This is a genomic window from Actinomycetospora succinea (assembly GCF_004363095.1).
GTDB lineage: Bacteria > Actinomycetota > Actinomycetes > Mycobacteriales > Pseudonocardiaceae > Actinomycetospora > Actinomycetospora succinea.
Genome location: NZ_SNYO01000006.1, coordinates 78,101 through 92,043 on the forward strand (window position 1 = coordinate 78,101; position 13,943 = coordinate 92,043).

14 protein-coding genes and 1 tRNA gene are annotated in these 13,943 nt (G+C 76.1%); 7 read left to right on the top strand and 8 right to left on the bottom strand.

What is annotated here, in order from left to right; translation table 11 throughout:
• Nucleotides 1-95: 95 nt before the first annotated feature.
• A complete protein-coding gene (locus EV188_RS20515) occupies nt 96-1,265 on the top strand; it encodes a metallophosphoesterase family protein (protein WP_133828173.1) in 1,170 nt (389 codons plus the stop codon).
• Entirely contained in the window at nt 1,262-4,057 is a 2,796-nt protein-coding gene (locus tag EV188_RS31825; protein ID WP_166659996.1) for an AAA family ATPase, read from the top strand. The genes EV188_RS20515 and EV188_RS31825 overlap by 4 nt, the downstream gene beginning before the upstream one ends.
• On the opposite strand, the gene EV188_RS20525 is transcribed toward EV188_RS31825, so the two are convergent.
• From EV188_RS20525 to EV188_RS20535, 3 genes are read right to left on the bottom strand one after another with little or no spacing between them, the layout of a single operon-like run.
• Nucleotides 4,058-4,546 carry a DnaJ family domain-containing protein gene (locus EV188_RS20525; protein ID WP_133828174.1) on the bottom strand — a complete coding sequence of 163 codons (489 nt, stop codon included), beginning with the start codon at nt 4,544-4,546 and terminating at the stop codon, nt 4,058-4,060.
• Nucleotides 4,546-5,235, bottom strand: a complete 690-nt coding sequence (locus EV188_RS20530; RefSeq protein ID WP_133828175.1) for a 4'-phosphopantetheinyl transferase family protein — start codon at nt 5,233-5,235, stop codon at nt 4,546-4,548. Before EV188_RS20530 ends, EV188_RS20525 begins: the two co-directional genes overlap by 1 nt.
• Nucleotides 5,232-6,143 (bottom strand): metallophosphoesterase family protein, encoded by a 912-nt coding sequence (locus EV188_RS20535; RefSeq protein ID WP_133828176.1) that lies wholly within the window; start codon nt 6,141-6,143, stop codon nt 5,232-5,234. The genes EV188_RS20530 and EV188_RS20535 overlap by 4 nt, the downstream gene beginning before the upstream one ends.
• 84 nt (nt 6,144-6,227) lie before the next feature.
• On the opposite strand from EV188_RS20535, the gene EV188_RS20540 reads away from it, so the two are divergent.
• From EV188_RS20540 to EV188_RS20555, 4 genes are all read left to right on the top strand, one after another.
• On the top strand, nt 6,228-7,478 hold the full coding sequence (locus EV188_RS20540) for an adenylate/guanylate cyclase domain-containing protein (protein WP_133828177.1): 1,251 nt from the start codon (nt 6,228-6,230) through the stop codon (nt 7,476-7,478).
• A 64-nt stretch (nt 7,479-7,542) separates the two neighbouring features.
• Nucleotides 7,543-8,001 (top strand): hypothetical protein, encoded by a 459-nt coding sequence (locus EV188_RS20545; RefSeq protein WP_243741869.1) that lies wholly within the window; start codon nt 7,543-7,545, stop codon nt 7,999-8,001.
• Between the two features lie 3 nt (nt 8,002-8,004).
• Nucleotides 8,005-8,532: a hypothetical protein gene (locus EV188_RS20550; RefSeq protein WP_243741870.1), complete on the top strand. Its 528-nt coding sequence runs from the start codon at nt 8,005-8,007 to the stop codon at nt 8,530-8,532.
• 29 nt (nt 8,533-8,561) lie between these two features.
• A complete protein-coding gene (locus tag EV188_RS20555; protein ID WP_133828178.1) occupies nt 8,562-9,074 on the top strand; it encodes a hypothetical protein in 513 nt (170 codons plus the stop codon).
• A gap of 235 nt (nt 9,075-9,309) precedes the next feature.
• Here the strand turns inward: EV188_RS20555 and EV188_RS20560 are convergent, their stop codons facing one another.
• Nucleotides 9,310-10,095, bottom strand: a complete 786-nt coding sequence (locus EV188_RS20560; RefSeq protein ID WP_243741871.1) for a methyltransferase domain-containing protein — start codon at nt 10,093-10,095, stop codon at nt 9,310-9,312.
• Between the two features lie 64 nt (nt 10,096-10,159).
• A tRNA-Asn gene (locus EV188_RS20565) sits at nt 10,160-10,232 on the bottom strand.
• A 117-nt stretch (nt 10,233-10,349) separates the two neighbouring features.
• Between EV188_RS20565 and EV188_RS20570 the strand changes: the two genes are divergently transcribed.
• Nucleotides 10,350-10,625, top strand: a complete 276-nt coding sequence (locus EV188_RS20570) for a hypothetical protein (RefSeq protein WP_133828180.1) — start codon at nt 10,350-10,352, stop codon at nt 10,623-10,625.
• 18 nt (nt 10,626-10,643) lie between these two features.
• Here EV188_RS20570 and EV188_RS20575 read toward each other — a convergent pair whose 3' ends face one another.
• The 3 genes from EV188_RS20575 to dnaG are packed head-to-tail and all read right to left on the bottom strand — an operon-like array spanning nt 10,644 to nt 13,893.
• Nucleotides 10,644-11,414, bottom strand: coding sequence for a trans-aconitate 2-methyltransferase (locus EV188_RS20575; protein WP_243741872.1), 771 nt, complete (start codon nt 11,412-11,414; stop codon nt 10,644-10,646).
• The gene (locus EV188_RS20580; protein WP_133828181.1) at nt 11,411-11,983 is read right to left on the bottom strand and encodes a hypothetical protein; all 573 of its coding nucleotides are present in this window, start codon (nt 11,981-11,983) and stop codon (nt 11,411-11,413) included. Before EV188_RS20580 ends, EV188_RS20575 begins: the two co-directional genes overlap by 4 nt.
• Nucleotides 11,980-13,893 carry a DNA primase gene (dnaG, locus tag EV188_RS20585; protein ID WP_133828182.1) on the bottom strand — a complete coding sequence of 638 codons (1,914 nt, stop codon included), beginning with the start codon at nt 13,891-13,893 and terminating at the stop codon, nt 11,980-11,982. Before dnaG ends, EV188_RS20580 begins: the two co-directional genes overlap by 4 nt.
• Between the last annotated feature and the right edge of the window lie 50 nt (nt 13,894-13,943).

Here is a 13,943-nt window from a genome sequence, read left to right on the forward strand (position 1 = left end):
GATCGGGGTCTCGCTGCGTCGAACCCCGTGTCGCTGCCCGTCCGGGCGGCGGGACCGTTCTACGGTCCAGGGTCGAGCAGTGGAGGGAGGCGCGCGTGCGGTTCGTGCACACCGCCGACTGGCAGCTCGGCATGACGCGCCGGGTCCTGGGGGCCCGCCCGCCCAAGGAGGCCGCCGGCGGGCTCACCGGCGAGGCCCAGGCGCGCTTCGCGCAGGCCCGGCTCGACGCCGTGTCCGCGCTCGGGCGTCTCGCCGACGAGCGCGGGGCGGACTTCGTGCTGGTCTGCGGCGACGTGTTCGAGTCCAACCTCGTCGGGCCCGACGTCGTCGCCCGCGCCTGCGAGGCGCTCGGGTCCTTCCGCACGCCGGTCCTGCTGCTGCCCGGCAACCACGACCCGGCCGACGCCGCGTGCGTGTTCCGCCGGCCCGACTTCGTCCGCCGCTGCCCGCCGTACGTCACGGTGCTGGACACGCCGGGGGTGCACGAGGTCGCGCCGGGCGTCGAGGTCGTCGCGGCCCCGTGGCGCTCCAAGCACCCGCTCACCGACCTGGTCGGCGAGCAGCTCGCCGCCCTCGGGCCCGCGTCGCCGGGCACGCTGCGGGTGCTGGCCGGGCACGGCGAGCTCGACGTCCTCGACCCCGACGACGACGAGCCGGCCCGCATCCGCCGCGACGGGGTGCTCGCCGCGCTGGCCGACGGCCGCGTGCACTACGTGGCGCTGGGCGACCGGCACTCCGCGTGGACCGACGACGCCGACGACCGCATCCGCCACGCGGGCACGCCGGAGGTCACCGACTTCGACGAGGTCGACCCCGGCCACGTCCTCGTCGTCGACCTCGACGACCGGGCCGCGCAGGTCGTCATCGAGACGGTCGGGCGCTGGCGGTTCCTGCGCCACGATGCGCGCCTCGACACCGACGAGGACCTCGAGGCGCTCGACGCGTGGCTCGCCGCCCACCCCGAGAAGGAGCGCACCGCGGTGCGGCTCGCGCTGGTCGGGACGGTGTCGCTGCGCCAGCGCAGCCGGCTCGACGACCTGCTCGCCGCGCACGACCACGCGTTCGCCGCGGTCGAGGTGCTCGCTCAGCACTCCGAGCTGGCGACGGTCCCCGACGACGCCGACCTCGACGATCTCGACCTGCACGGGTTCGCCGCCGACGCCGCGTCGGAGCTGTTCGCGGCCGCCTCTCCCGGCGGAGCGGCCGACGACGAGGCCCGCGACGCCCTGCGCCTGCTGCACCGGTTGGTGGGGACGCCCCGATGAGGCTGCACCGCATTCGCCTGCGCGACTTCCGCGGCGTGCACGACCGCGAGGTCACGCTCGCCGAGCGCGGGGTCACCGTGCTGCAGGGCGACAACGAGGTGGGCAAGACCTCCACGGTCGCCGCGCTCGACCTGCTCTTCGACGCCGCCGACTCGTCGCGGCGGCTGGAGATCCGTCAGGCGCAGCCCGCCGGGGTCGACGCCGGGCCCGAGGTCGAGGCCGAGGTCTCCACCGGGCCCTACCGCTTCGTCTACCGCAAGCGCTGGCTGCGCCGCCCGCGTACCGAGCTGACGGTCATCGCCCCCGCGGCCGAGCAGCTCACGGGCGCCGACGCGCACGCCCGGGTGTCGGCGATCCTCGACGAGACGATGGACCGCGTGCTGTGGCGCGGCCTGCGCGTCGAGCAGCACACCGCCGTCGGGCAGGCCGACCTCGGCGGCCAGGACGCCCTCACCCGCGCGCTCGACCGGGCTGCCTCCGGGGGCACCGGTGGCACGGCGCCGCGTCCGGACCCGAGCGTGGACGACGGACTGGTCGAGCGGGCGGTCGAGGAGCTGCGCCGCTACCGCACCCCCAGCGGGCGGGCCACCGGCGAGCTGCGCACCGCCGAGGTGCGCCTCGCCGCCGCCGAGACCGAGTACGAGCGCTGCCGCGCCGCCCTCGAGGCCGTCGAGCGCGACGTCGCCGCCCGCGACCGGCTCGACGCCGACGCCGCCGCGGTGCGCACCCGCCGGCGCGCCCACGCGGCGGAGGTGGCCGAGCTCGAGGACCGGTGGGCGGGGCTGCAGTCACGCCTGCGCGAGGTCGAGACCGCCCGCGGGCGCGCCGTGCTCGCCCGCGAGCGCGCCGACGCCGCCCGGGAGCGCCGGGAGGCCCGGGACGCGCTGGTCGGGGCGGTCGACGCCGACGCCGCGGTGGTCACGCAGGCCACCGAGGCGCTCGCCGCCCACGCCGACGAGCACGCCGCGGCCCGCGACGAGCGCGAGGCCCGCCGCACCGCCGACGCCGCCGCGCGCGAGGCGTCCACCGCGGCGCGCCAGCAGGCCGACGAGGCGGCGCGTGCCGTGTCCGCCGCCCGGGACCGTGCCGAGCTCGCCGACCTCGCCGAACGCCTGCGCCGGGTCGAGGACGCCACGGCCGGGCTCCAGCGCGCCGAGCGGGTGCTGGCCGCCACCACCGTCGACGCCGACGACCTGGCCGACCTGGAGGACCTCGCCCGCGACCTCATGCGCGCCGAGGCCGCGCGCGACGCCGCGGCCGCGCGCGTCGAGCTGACGGCGCCGGAGGCCCTGACGGTCGAGGTCGACGGCGAGACGGTGATGCTCGCGCCCGGCGAGACCCGCACGCTGCCGGTGGCCGGCTCGCGGGCGGTGTCGCTGCCCGGCGTGCTCGAGGTGCGCGTCCGGCCGGGGCTCGACGAGGCCGGCCGCGACGACGCGGTGCGCGAGCGGGCCCGCGAGCTCGCGGAGCGGTGCGAGGACCTCGGCGTCGCCGATCTCGAGGCCGCCCGCGCCGCCCGCCGCGGCGCCGACGACGCCGCGCGCCGGGCCGAGGAGCACCGGGCGGCCCTCGCCCGCGAGCTCGCCGGCCACGGCGACGCCGCCGCCCTGCGCGCCGCGCACGACGCGGTGCGGGAGCGGCTCGGCGAGACCGGACCCGCCGACCTGTTCAGCCTCGCCGAGCCCGCCCCGCAGGCCGACGTCTCCGCGCTGCGCCGCGCGTCCGACGCCGCGCGCGAGGCCGGCGACGCGGCCGCGCGCCGGGCGGACGAGACCGCCGCCGCGTGCCGGGCCGCCGAGGACGCGGTGCGCGACGCCGACACCCGCGCCGCGGTGCTCACCGAGCGCGCCGCCGACGCCCGCCACGCCCACGCCCGCCGCGCCGAGGAGCTGCGCGCGGCCCGCGAGGCGGAGGCCGACGCCGACCTCGCCGCCGCCGAGGACGAGCGCCTGGTCCAGGCGCGCGAGGCGGAGCGCGAGCACGAGTCGCTGGCCGCCGCGCTCGCCGACGACGACCCCGACACCGTGGAGGTGCGCGTCGTCAACGCCCGCGCGGTCGACGAGCGCCTCGCCGGCGAGGCCACCCGCCTGGAGCGCGAGCACGCCGAGACCACCGGGCGCCTGCAGGCCGCGGGCCTCGAGGGCTGGCACGACCAGCACGCCGCCGCGGCCACCGAGCTCGAGTCCGCCGTGCGCGACCACGACGCCGTCGCCCGCCGCGCCGCCGCCGCGCAGCGCCTGCACGACACGCTCGCCCGGCACCGCGAGCGCGTGCGGCGCTCCTACGTCGCGCCGTTCCGGGCGCAGGTCGAGCGGCTGGCGCGCATCGTCTTCGGGTCCTCGCTGTCCCTGGAGATCGACGAGGACCTGCGGATCACCCACCGCACGCTCGACGGCACCACGGTCGCCTTCGCGGCGCTGTCCAGCGGCGCCCAGGAGCAGCTCGGCCTGTGCGCGCGGCTGGCGTGCGCCGCGCTCGTCGACCCGTCCGACGGGGTGCCGGTCGTCATCGACGACGCGCTCGGCCACACCGACCCGGAGCGCCTGTCCCGCCTCGGCGCGGTGTTCACCGCGGCGACCGCGGCCGACGGCGCGGCCCAGGTGATCGTGCTGACCTGCACCCCCGAGCGCTACCACGGCATCGGCGCGGCGACGGTCGTCCCGCTCGCCCCGTCACGCCGCCCCGGGGAGCGGGAGCGCGACCGCGAGGCGCCGCCGGCCGGCGTCGACGACACCCCGGCCCGCGCGCCGGGCACGGTCGTCGACCTGCCCCGCGCCCCGCGCGCCGGCTGATCAGCCGCGGCGGCGCCGCAGCCACGCGCGCAGCCGGGACCGTCGCCCACCGGGTTCGGGCAGGGCCTCCGGAGCCGGCACCGACGCCGACGCCCGGTCCGCACGCCACCGCGCCACGACGTCGTCGGCACGCGGCATCGACACCGACACCTGGGGCCCGTCGGGGAACCGCAGCCACTGGGCGACGCGTCCGGCCAGGGCGGCGACGGTGTCGCGGACCTCGCGCTCGGTCTCCATGTCGCGGACGGTCTCGGGCAGCCGGTCGATCTCGCGGCGCAGGCGCAGCGGGGTCGGCAGCAGGACGTCGTTCGGGATGCCCTCGCGCTCGAGGTAGGAGCGCAGCCACCAGTTCTCGTCGTCCGGCCGGTTGCGCCCGCGCAGCGGCTTGCCCGCGCCGCGCAGCCCGTCGAACTTGCCCTCGTCCTGGGCGTCGCGGATGCGCTGCTCGACCACCGACTCGTAGCTCTCCCAGAACCCCTCGTTGCGCATCAGACCCCCCGCGCCGGGACGGCGATGGCCGTGATCACCAGGCCGTCCCGCACCACCCAGCGACCCTCGAACCCGGACACCTCGACGCCGTCGACCACGGGCCCCGGCACGCGCAGCGACGCGCGGAACGTCCCGTCGAGCGCGGGCACGAGCTCGGCGTCCTCGAAGCCCAGCCACGTCCCGGTCAGCGGGAACCACGCCTTGTAGACGCTCTCCTTGGCGCTGAACAGGAGCTTGTCCCACCGCACGTCCGGCGACGAGGCACCGAGCGACGCGAGCACCGCCTGCTCGCCGGTGTCCGACACCGCCTCGAGGACGCCGTCGGGCAGGGCGACGTGCGGCTCGGCGTCGAGCCCGACCGTGCGGACGGCGTCGCGCCACGCCACCGCGGCGCCCCGGAAGCCGGCGCAGTGCGTGATCGCGCCGACGACGCCGTCCGGCCACACCGGGGACCGCTTCTCCCCCACCGGGATCGCCACCGCCGGCGCCCCGAGCCGGGCCAGCGCGTCGCGCGCGCACCCGCGCGCCGTCGTGAACTCCGCCCGGCGGGACGCGACCGCCTTCGCGACCGCGGGCTCCTCCTCGGGCGGGAGGACGGCGTGCGGGTCGTCGTCGGTGCGCGCCGCGGTGACGACGGCGTCAGGCAGGACGGCGTCGAGGGCCGCGACACCGGTGGTCACGTCGCTCATGTCCGTGCCCACGTTGCGCTCTGCTCCGCCGCCCAGGCGGTGAACGGGTCGGGCCCGTCACCGGCCGGGCCCGGGAGGATCTCGCGCAGCGCGCCGCGGACGAGGCCGTGGCGCTGCCACTCGCGCGGGTAGCCCACCGAGACCTCCTCGCAGCGCACGCCGTCCTCGACGGTCGTGCGCGGGATGTGGAGGTGGCCGTAGACGAGGACCGCGGCGTCGTGGAGCTTGTGCCAGTCGGCGGTCGCGGTCGTGCCGCACCACAGCGCGAACTCCGGGTACCGCAGGATGCGCGTCGGGTGCGGGGTCAGCGGCCAGTGGTTGACGAGCACCGTCGGCATGCCCGCCGGGCGCTGCGCGAGGCGGGCCTCGGTGCGGGCGAGGCGGTCGGCGCACCACGCGGCGGCGTCCGGGAACGGGTCCGACGACATGAGGTACTCGTCGGTGCAGACCACCCCGGCCTCGCGGGCGACCTCGAGCGCCGCCTCGTTCGACCAGTCGTCCGGGATCGAGGGCGGCCGGACGCTGTAGTCGTAGAGCACGAACATGGGGCACACGAGCGCCGGGCCGCCGTCGCCTTCCCACACCGGCCACGGGTCCTCGGGCGTGAGGACGCCGAGGCCGCGCGCGACCTCGACGAGGTGGTCGTAGCGGGCGGGTCCGACCAGCTCGACCTCGTCGCCGGGCGGGGTCCACAGCTCGTGGTTGCCCGGCACCCAGATGACCTGCGCGAAGCGCTCGGCCAGGATCTCCAGGGCCCACGCGACCGTGCCCACGCGGTCGCCGACGTCGCCCGCGACGATCAGCCAGTCGCCGGGGTGGGTCGGGTGCAGCTCGCGGACGAGGTCCTCGTTGTCCGAGCGGTTGGCGTGCAGGTCGCTCGTGGCCAGCAGGCGTGGGCCGCCAGTCATGGGTCCTCCCTGTCTCCCGACCCGCCACGGTACGGAGTCCCGCCACGAGATGTCCGGGTCCTGGCCCCCTGGCACCATGAGCAAGTGCCGCCGCGTCACCGGTCATCGCTGCCGATCCCGGCGCGGATCCGGTCGGTGATGGCCGAGGGCGACTACGACCGCGCCGGCCTCCTCGAGGGGCTGACCGGCGACGCGCGGCGCACCCGCGTCTCGGTCCTCGAGTCGCTGGCGGCGGACGGCGTCGACATCGACGCGATGCGCGACGCGATCGACCGCGACCGTCTCGGCCTGCTGCTGCTCGAGCGCACCCTGCGTCCCGAGGACGGGCACTCCCTCAACGACGTCTGCCGGGTCGCCGACATCGACATCGAGGTCGTGCGCCGCTGGTTCCAGGCGCTCGGGCGCCCGCTCGCCCCGGACCCCGACGAGCCGATCTACACCGACGAGGACGTCGAGATCGCCGAGCGGATCCACCGCTACCGCAGCCTGGGGTTCTCCGACGAGGAGATGATGCCGGTCGTCCGGGCCATCGGGCGCGGCGTGCTCAACATCGCCGACGCCCTCGGCGGGCTGCTCGGCGAGGCACTGCTGCAGCCCGGCGAGCCGGAGCCGGAGATGGCCCTGCGCTACGCCACCGAGGCCCGCCGGATCGTCGAGGACGACTCCCTGCACCTGGTCCACCTCGTGGCCGCGGCGCTCGCCGACCGCATCCGCTCGCACGCCCTCGCCGTCGAGGAGTCGAGCGCGGGCCGGCTGCGCGGCGCGCAGGAGGTGACGGTCTGCTTCGCCGACCTCGTGGGCTTCACCGACCTCGGCGAGTCGGTCTCGGCGGTCGAGCTCAGCGAGGTCGCCGAGATGCTCTCCGCGTGCGCCACCGAGGTGTCGGCGTGGCCGGTGCGCCTGGCCAAGACGATCGGCGACGCGGTCATGCTCGTCTCACCCGACCCGACCCTGCTGGTCACGGCCGCGCTCGACCTCGTCGATGCCTGGTCGAGCGAGGGGGACGGACGCCCCGCGCTGCGGGTCGGCGTCGCGAAGGGCGTCGGGGTGCCGCACGCGGGCGACTGGTTCGGCCCGCCGGTCAACCTGGCCAGCCGCGTCACCGAGACCGCGCGCCCGGACCACGTGACGATCACGGCGGCGGTCCGCGACGCGGTGGTCGCCGCGGCGCCGCAGGACCCGCCGTTCGTCTTCCGCGCGGCGGCCCCGCGCAAGTTCAAGGGTGTCCGCGGGGCGCAACGCCTGTACCGCGTCCAGCGTCGCCCGTCCGGGGAGATCGGCAACGGCACGCCCATCGATCCGGTGAACGGCGGCGGCGAGCCGATTAGTCACTAGGCCGAATGGAGCATTCCTCGCTCGAACGTCGGAGAAGGACCGACGTCCGAGAGGAGTGTCCGCCGTGGAAACCAAGAACAAGAGGCGCCTCGGCGCCGTCGCGGGCGGTATCGCCCTGGCCTGCGTCGCGGGCGTCGCGCTCGCCGCATGGCTCTCCAGCGGCGCCGGGACGGCCGAGGGCAGCTCGACCCAGGCCGTCAACTCGACCATCACGCCGGCGACCGGAGCGGCCGGGCTGTACCCGGGTGCGACCACGACCGCGACGGTCACCGTCAACAACCCGAACGCCTACCCCGTGATCGTGGCGTCGATCTCGCCGGGGAGCTCCAACGCCACCACCGGCAACTGCCCAGCGGGCACCGTCACGACCGCCGGCCTGACCAACCCGTCGGGCACGATCGCCCCGGGCGCCACCGGCACCTACACGCTGACGGCGAAGATGATCGGCAACCCCGACAACGCCTGCCAGAACCAGAGCTTCGTCCTGCCGCTCACCGCGAGCCTGGCCTCCGCGGCCGGCTGAGCGGTGGCCGGACGACGCGCCCGCTGGTCGTCGCAGCGCCGCGGGCCCTGGCGCTGGTGGGTCCGTCGCCTGCCGGCCGTCGGGGTCACCGGTGTCGCCGTCGCCGTGCTGCTGGGCGCCGGGCTCGCCTCGGCCGCCTGGCTGTCCAGCGGCGGCGGCACCGCGACGTCCCGGGGAGGGCAGGCCGTGGCACCGACGACGACCGCCGTCCCCGGGACGGCGGTCACCGCGAACCTGCTCTACCCCGGGACCAGCGGCGACGTGAAGATCACCGTCAACAACCCGAACGTCTACCCCGTCACCGTGACGTCCGTGGCCGCCAATGGGGCGCCGACGGCCGCCGGCGGGACCGGGACGTGCGCGACCACCGGGGTCAGCCTGACCACCGCCACGCCGGGCACGGCGATCGCCGCGAACGGCTCGGCGACCCTGACCCTTCCCAATGCGGCCTCCATGACGAGCGCCTCGGAGAACGGATGCCAGAACGCGACCTTCACCATCCCCGTGACCGTCGCGATCACCAGCGCCTGAGGCGGCCGGGCCTCGCCCTGGTCGTCGCCGTGGTCGTCACGCTGCTGCTCGCGGGCAGCGGCGTGGCCACCGCGGCGTGGCTCTCCCGGAACAGCGGGACCGCGACGGCGAAGGCGGGGAGCATCGGCGTGCCCGGAGGCGTCGCGATCGGCGCCATCACCTGCACCACCGCCGGCCTCGTCACGACCGCGACGATCCCCGTGAGCTGGAACGCGGTGAGCGGCGCCGGGACGTACACGGTCACCTCGGCGCGCCCCCTCAACCTGGGTGTGCCGGCACCCAAGACCGTGTCCGGCACCTCGACGACGGTCACGACGACCACGACGCTGAACATCGAGATCACCGTGACGGTCACGGCGACCGCCGGGACGTGGACGAGCGCCCCGAGCGCCGGGGTGAGCAAGTCCGTCACCTGCCCGGCCGCGCTGACCAACCCGCGCTCCGGGCCGACGACGACCACACCGGCGCCCACGACCACGCCGGCGCCGACCACGAGCACGGCGCCGACCGCGACGTCGACACCGACGTCGACACCGGGTTAGGACGAGCCGCGCGGAGCGAGGAGTCGCGAAGATGGTGGGCCGGGGGCCCGCTCCCCAGCTGCCTGGTCCGGCCCACCACCTCGCCGTCGGCGCCCCCCGGGGCACCGGTTCGCCGGGGCACTCACCGGCTCAGGACGGAGCGTGCCCGGACAGCCCGCCGGGCACCAGGGGTCCACGCCGAGGTTCACTCGACACGGGTACGGGTTCACTCGACCTGCCCAATCCTCCGGCAAGATCAGCGAGCTCGCCGTCCCCATGCGGTGACCATCGGTGACGTCGCGAGGTCGGGCAGGCGGCCGGCGCGGAGGTTGTCGAGGTGCCGGTCGACGTCGTCGTCCGTCGCCACGCCACCGTCGACGAGGCGCCCGCGGATCTGCTCGACGGTCGCGATCTCCAGCGCGGTGCACGCCGGCCCGGCGATCGGGAAGAAGGCGTCGGCGGCGACGTCGACGAGGCCGTGCTCGCGCAGCCGCCGCGGCAGGGTCCGCCCGAGCGCGAGATCGGCGTCGCGACCCGCCATCAGCGTCCGGAAGCCCCGGCGCAGGCGGTTGGCGAGCTGCTCGGCCGGGCCGCGGTCCTCCGGGCAGAGCAGGGGCTGCAGGGCCGGGTCGGCGTCCTCCACCACGAGCCACCCGCCGGGACGCAGGGCCGCGACCATCGTCGCGAGGGCCCGGTCCCGCGCCGGGACGTGGGTGAGCACCAGCCGGGCGTGCACGAGGTCGAGCCCCTCGGCGGGCGGTGGCTCGGTCCCGACGTCGTGGCGCCGGACCTCGAGCACCGCGCCGGAGGCCCCGAGCCACGATGTGTCGACGTCGGTGGCGATCACCCGGCCGCCGGGCCCGACGCGCTCGACGAGCCCGTCCGGGACGCTCCGCCCGCCCGCGCCGACCTCCCAGCACGAGGCACCGGGCCCCACGCCGAGCGCGTCCAGGTGCCGGAACGTCGAGGCGTCGAACAGCTCGCCGAGGGCCTCGAACCGGCTCCCGGCCTGGACCTGGCCGTTGTCGAGGAGATAGCCCACACCCCGGATTCTCCACGACAAACGAGAAAACCCCAGGTCAGCGTGCTGACCTGGGGCTTCGGGGCTCCTCCGACTGGACTCGAACCAGTAACCCTTCGATTAACAGTCGAATGCTCTGCCGATTGAGCTACGGAGGACCGCTGCGTCCGGGACGGCTCGCGTTCGGACGGTGACACGCTACCTCACGGGCCCCACCGCCTTTCCGCACGGGGTGGGGCAGGATGGGCAGAACGAGACGTCGGGGAGGAGAAGGCATGAAGATCATCCCGTTCCTGCTGGGTGCCGGCGTGGGGTACGTCCTCGGGACGCGGGCCGGCCGCGAGCGCTACGAGCAGATCGCGCGGGCCTACCGCCAGGTGGCCGATCACCCGAGCGTGCAGGGCGCGGCCGGTGTCGCCCGCGCGAAGGCCGGCGAGGCCGTGCAGACGGGCGTCGCGATCGCCAAGGAGAAGGTGGCGCCGTCGGGCGGGCCCGAGAGCGGGCAGCCCTCCGCGCCGGGTCGGGCCACCGCCAACGGCTCGGGGGCCTGACTCAGGCGCCCAGAGGCCTCACGAGCCCAGCACGGCAAACACCCGGCGGAACCCGAACCAGGTCACGCCGGCGTCGTCGGGTGGGTAGGCGTCGCGCAGCCGGGGCGCCAGCTCCGCGCGCAGGCGCTCCCACCCGGCGTCGTCGAGCACGTCGCGCACCGGGCGCAGGGTGGTGCCCGCGATCCAGTCGCCCACCGGGTCGTCCCCGGTCAGTGGGTGCAGGTACGTCGTCTCCCAGCAGTCGACGACGCCGCCGGGGCGCGCCGCCGCCAGCAGGCGGGCGTACTCCTCGGGGGTGCCGACGCCGTAGGCGGGCAGGCCCTCCGGCACGACGCCGGCCCACGCCGGGCTCGCCAGGAGGTCCCGCGCGATCACGTGGGAGGGCGACCGCTCGTTGCCCGGCACCTGCACCGCGAGCCAGCCGCCGGCGGGCAGCTCCGTCGCCCAGCGGTCCAGGAGCTCGCGGTGCTCGGGCACCCAGTGCAGCACCGCGTTGCACACGACGACGTCGGTCGCGGCGCCCGGGGCGAAGTCGCGGACGTCGGCCTGCTCGGCGTCGACCCCGATCTCGCGCGCCGCCGCGACCATGTGCGGGGACGCGTCCGAGGCCCGCACCCGCGCACCCGGCCACCGCTGCGCCAGCACGCCGGTGAGGTGCCCGGGCCCGCAGCCGAGGTCGACGACCTCGCGCGGGTCGCGCGCGCCGACGCGGGCGACGAGGTCGAGGAACGGGCGCGCGCGGTGGTCGTCGTGGCGCCGGTAGAGAGCCGGATCCCAGGTCAGGGTCACGACCGTGTGTGTCTCTGGGCGTCCCGGATCTTCTCCCCCACACCCGCCGCCACGGAGCGCACGACCTCCGGGTCGGTGCCGGGGTCGGGGCGGACGTGCAGGACGATCCCGTCGCCGGGCACGCGGCGCTGGACGAACCAGGCGCCGCCCTCGCTCTCACCATCGCCCAGGTCGTGGTGCTGGCTGTCCTTGACCGCCGCGGTGACCCGGTGGTGCACGGTCTCGGGCACGCGGCCCGGCTCCGTGAGCGGCACGCGGCGCGGCGCCCGGTCGGCCAGGACGACGACCCCGCCGGCCAGCTCCTCGACCTCGTCGGCCTCGACGACGACGAGCGCCCCGGAGGCCCACGTGGCCTTGGTGACGAGGTGCCAGGGCACGCGGTGCGCGCCCTCCCCCGAGGCGGCGGGCGGCAGCCAGAGCCCCAGGTCGGTGGCGAGCACGATCGACCCGCGCGGCCCGCGGCCGTCGGCGATCACCCGCTCGCCCTCGTCGAGCGTGCCGGTGAAGCCCTCGGGGACCGGCTCGCGCCCGGTGAGCAGGGCGGACAGCCGGTCGAACACGCCGCTCACAGCGGCACCGCGCCCGACGCCTGGCTGCGCAGCGCCTTCTTGTACTGCTCGAGGGCGACCAGGTCGCCGTAGAGCTCGTGGTACTCGTTCGCGTCGCTGATCGGCGACAGGCGCTGCAGCCGCGACTTGATCTCCGAGACCTGGCGCTCGACCAGCGTGCCCTGCAGCGCGCTCATCATCGACGTGATGTAGCGGTGCTCGTCGTTCTCGCGGGTCTGCAGCGGCTCGACGGCGAGCTCGTGGACGAGGGAGCGGTAGCCGCCGGGGACCTCGCGCCCGACCGCGTCGATCCACGCCGAGCCCGACCAGCCCGCCGACGTGCCCCCGGCGGCCAGCACCGCCCGGTGCACCGCGAGGTAGGCCTCGTTGTTGAACGCGTCCTCGGGCAGCGAGTCGTACATCGGCCCGGCCAGTGCCGGCGACTGCAGCGCCGCCTTGAGCACCTCGCGCTGCACGCGCAGGCGCGGGTCGTCGCGGGCCGGCAGCGCGGGGCCCTCGCCGGAGCCGTTGCCGTTCCCGTGGCCGCGCCCGTGCGGGGCCCGGCGCGGCGTGCGGCGGGCGGGGGCGTCGGCCGGGGCGCCGGCGGTCTCGCGCACCCGGCGCACCACCTGCGCCTCGTCGGACCAGCCGACCCACCCGGCGAGCCGGCGGGCGTAGCCGTCGCGCAGGTCCTCGCGCCGGATGCGGGCCACCTCGGGCACGGCGCGCTGCAGCGCCGCCACCTGGCCCTCGACGGTGCCGAGGTCGTGCTCGTCGAGGATCGCGCGGATGATGAAGCTGAACAGCGGCGCGCGCTGGGCCACGAGGTCGCGCAGCGCCACCTCGCCGCGGGCCTGGCGCAGGTCGCAGGGGTCCATGTCGTCGGGCGCGACGGCGATGTAGGTCTGGGTGGCGAACTGCTGGTCGCCCTCGAACGCCTTGCGCGCCGCGGCCTGCCCGGCGGCGTCGCCGTCGAAGACGTAGATGACCTCGCCGCGGTCGAACGAGTCGTCCATGAGCAAGCGGCGCAGCACCGCGACGTGCTCGTCGCCGAACGCCGTCCCGCAGCTCGCGACGGCCGTCGTGACGCCCGCGAGGTGCATCGCCATGACGTCGGTGTAGCCCTCGACGATCACGGCCTGGCGGGTCTTCGCGATCTCCCGCTTGGCCTTGTCGAGCCCGAAGAGCACCTTCGACTTGTGGTAGACGGGCGTCTCGGGGGTGTTGAGGTACTTCGCCTCGATGCGGTCGTCGTCGAAGAGCCGCCGCGCGCCGAAGCCGACGACGTCGCCGCCGAGGTCGCGGATCGGCCAGAGCAGCCGGCGGTGGAAGCGGTCCATGTACCCGCGCTGGCCGGGCCGCGACAGGCCCGCCTTCTCGAGCTCCTCGAGCGTGTAGCCCTGGGCGAGCAGGTGCTTGGTGAGCTTGTCCCAGCCGGACGGCGCGAACCCGCAGCCGAAGTCCTGCGCGGCGGCCTGGTCGAACCCGCGCTCGGCGAGGAACTCCCGCGCCTTCTGGGCCTCCCCCGGCGCCCGCAGCTGCTCGGCGTAGAACTCCGCGGCCAGCTTGTTGGCGGCCAGCAGGCGCGCGCGGGTGCCGCGGTCCTTCTGGACGCTCGACCCGCCGCCCTCGTAGGTCAGCTGGTAGCCGATGCGGTCGGCGAGCTTCTCCACGGCCTCGACGAAGCCCAGCTGCTCGATCTTCATGAGGAAGTCGATGACGCTGCCGCCCTCGCCGCAGCCGAAGCAGTGGAAGGTGCCGTGCGTGGGGCGGACGTTGAACGAGGGCGTCTTCTCGTCGTGGAACGGGCAGAGGCCCTTCACCGAGCCCGCGCTGGCGCGGCGCAGCGCGACGTACTCGCCGATGACCTCGTCGACCCGGTTGCGGTCACGCACCTCCGCGATGTCCGCGTCCCGGATGCGCCCCGCCATGGCCCCGAGTGTAGGACCCGGTCCGGGAAGCTTCGTGGCCCTCGGGCGGT

Coding starts and splice junctions, on each gene's coding strand:
- EV188_RS31825 (WP_166659996.1), top strand. CDS start 1,262: ATGAGGCTGCACCGCATTCGCCTGCGCGACTTCCGCGGCGTGCACGAC.
- EV188_RS20525 (WP_133828174.1), bottom strand. CDS start 4,546: ATGCGCAACGAGGGGTTCTGGGAGAGCTACGAGTCGGTGGTCGAGCAG.
- EV188_RS20530 (WP_133828175.1), bottom strand. CDS start 5,235: ATGAGCGACGTGACCACCGGTGTCGCGGCCCTCGACGCCGTCCTGCCT.
- EV188_RS20535 (WP_133828176.1), bottom strand. CDS start 6,143: ATGACTGGCGGCCCACGCCTGCTGGCCACGAGCGACCTGCACGCCAAC.
- EV188_RS20570 (WP_133828180.1), top strand. CDS start 10,350: ATGAAGATCATCCCGTTCCTGCTGGGTGCCGGCGTGGGGTACGTCCTC.
- dnaG (WP_133828182.1), bottom strand. CDS start 13,893: ATGGCGGGGCGCATCCGGGACGCGGACATCGCGGAGGTGCGTGACCGC.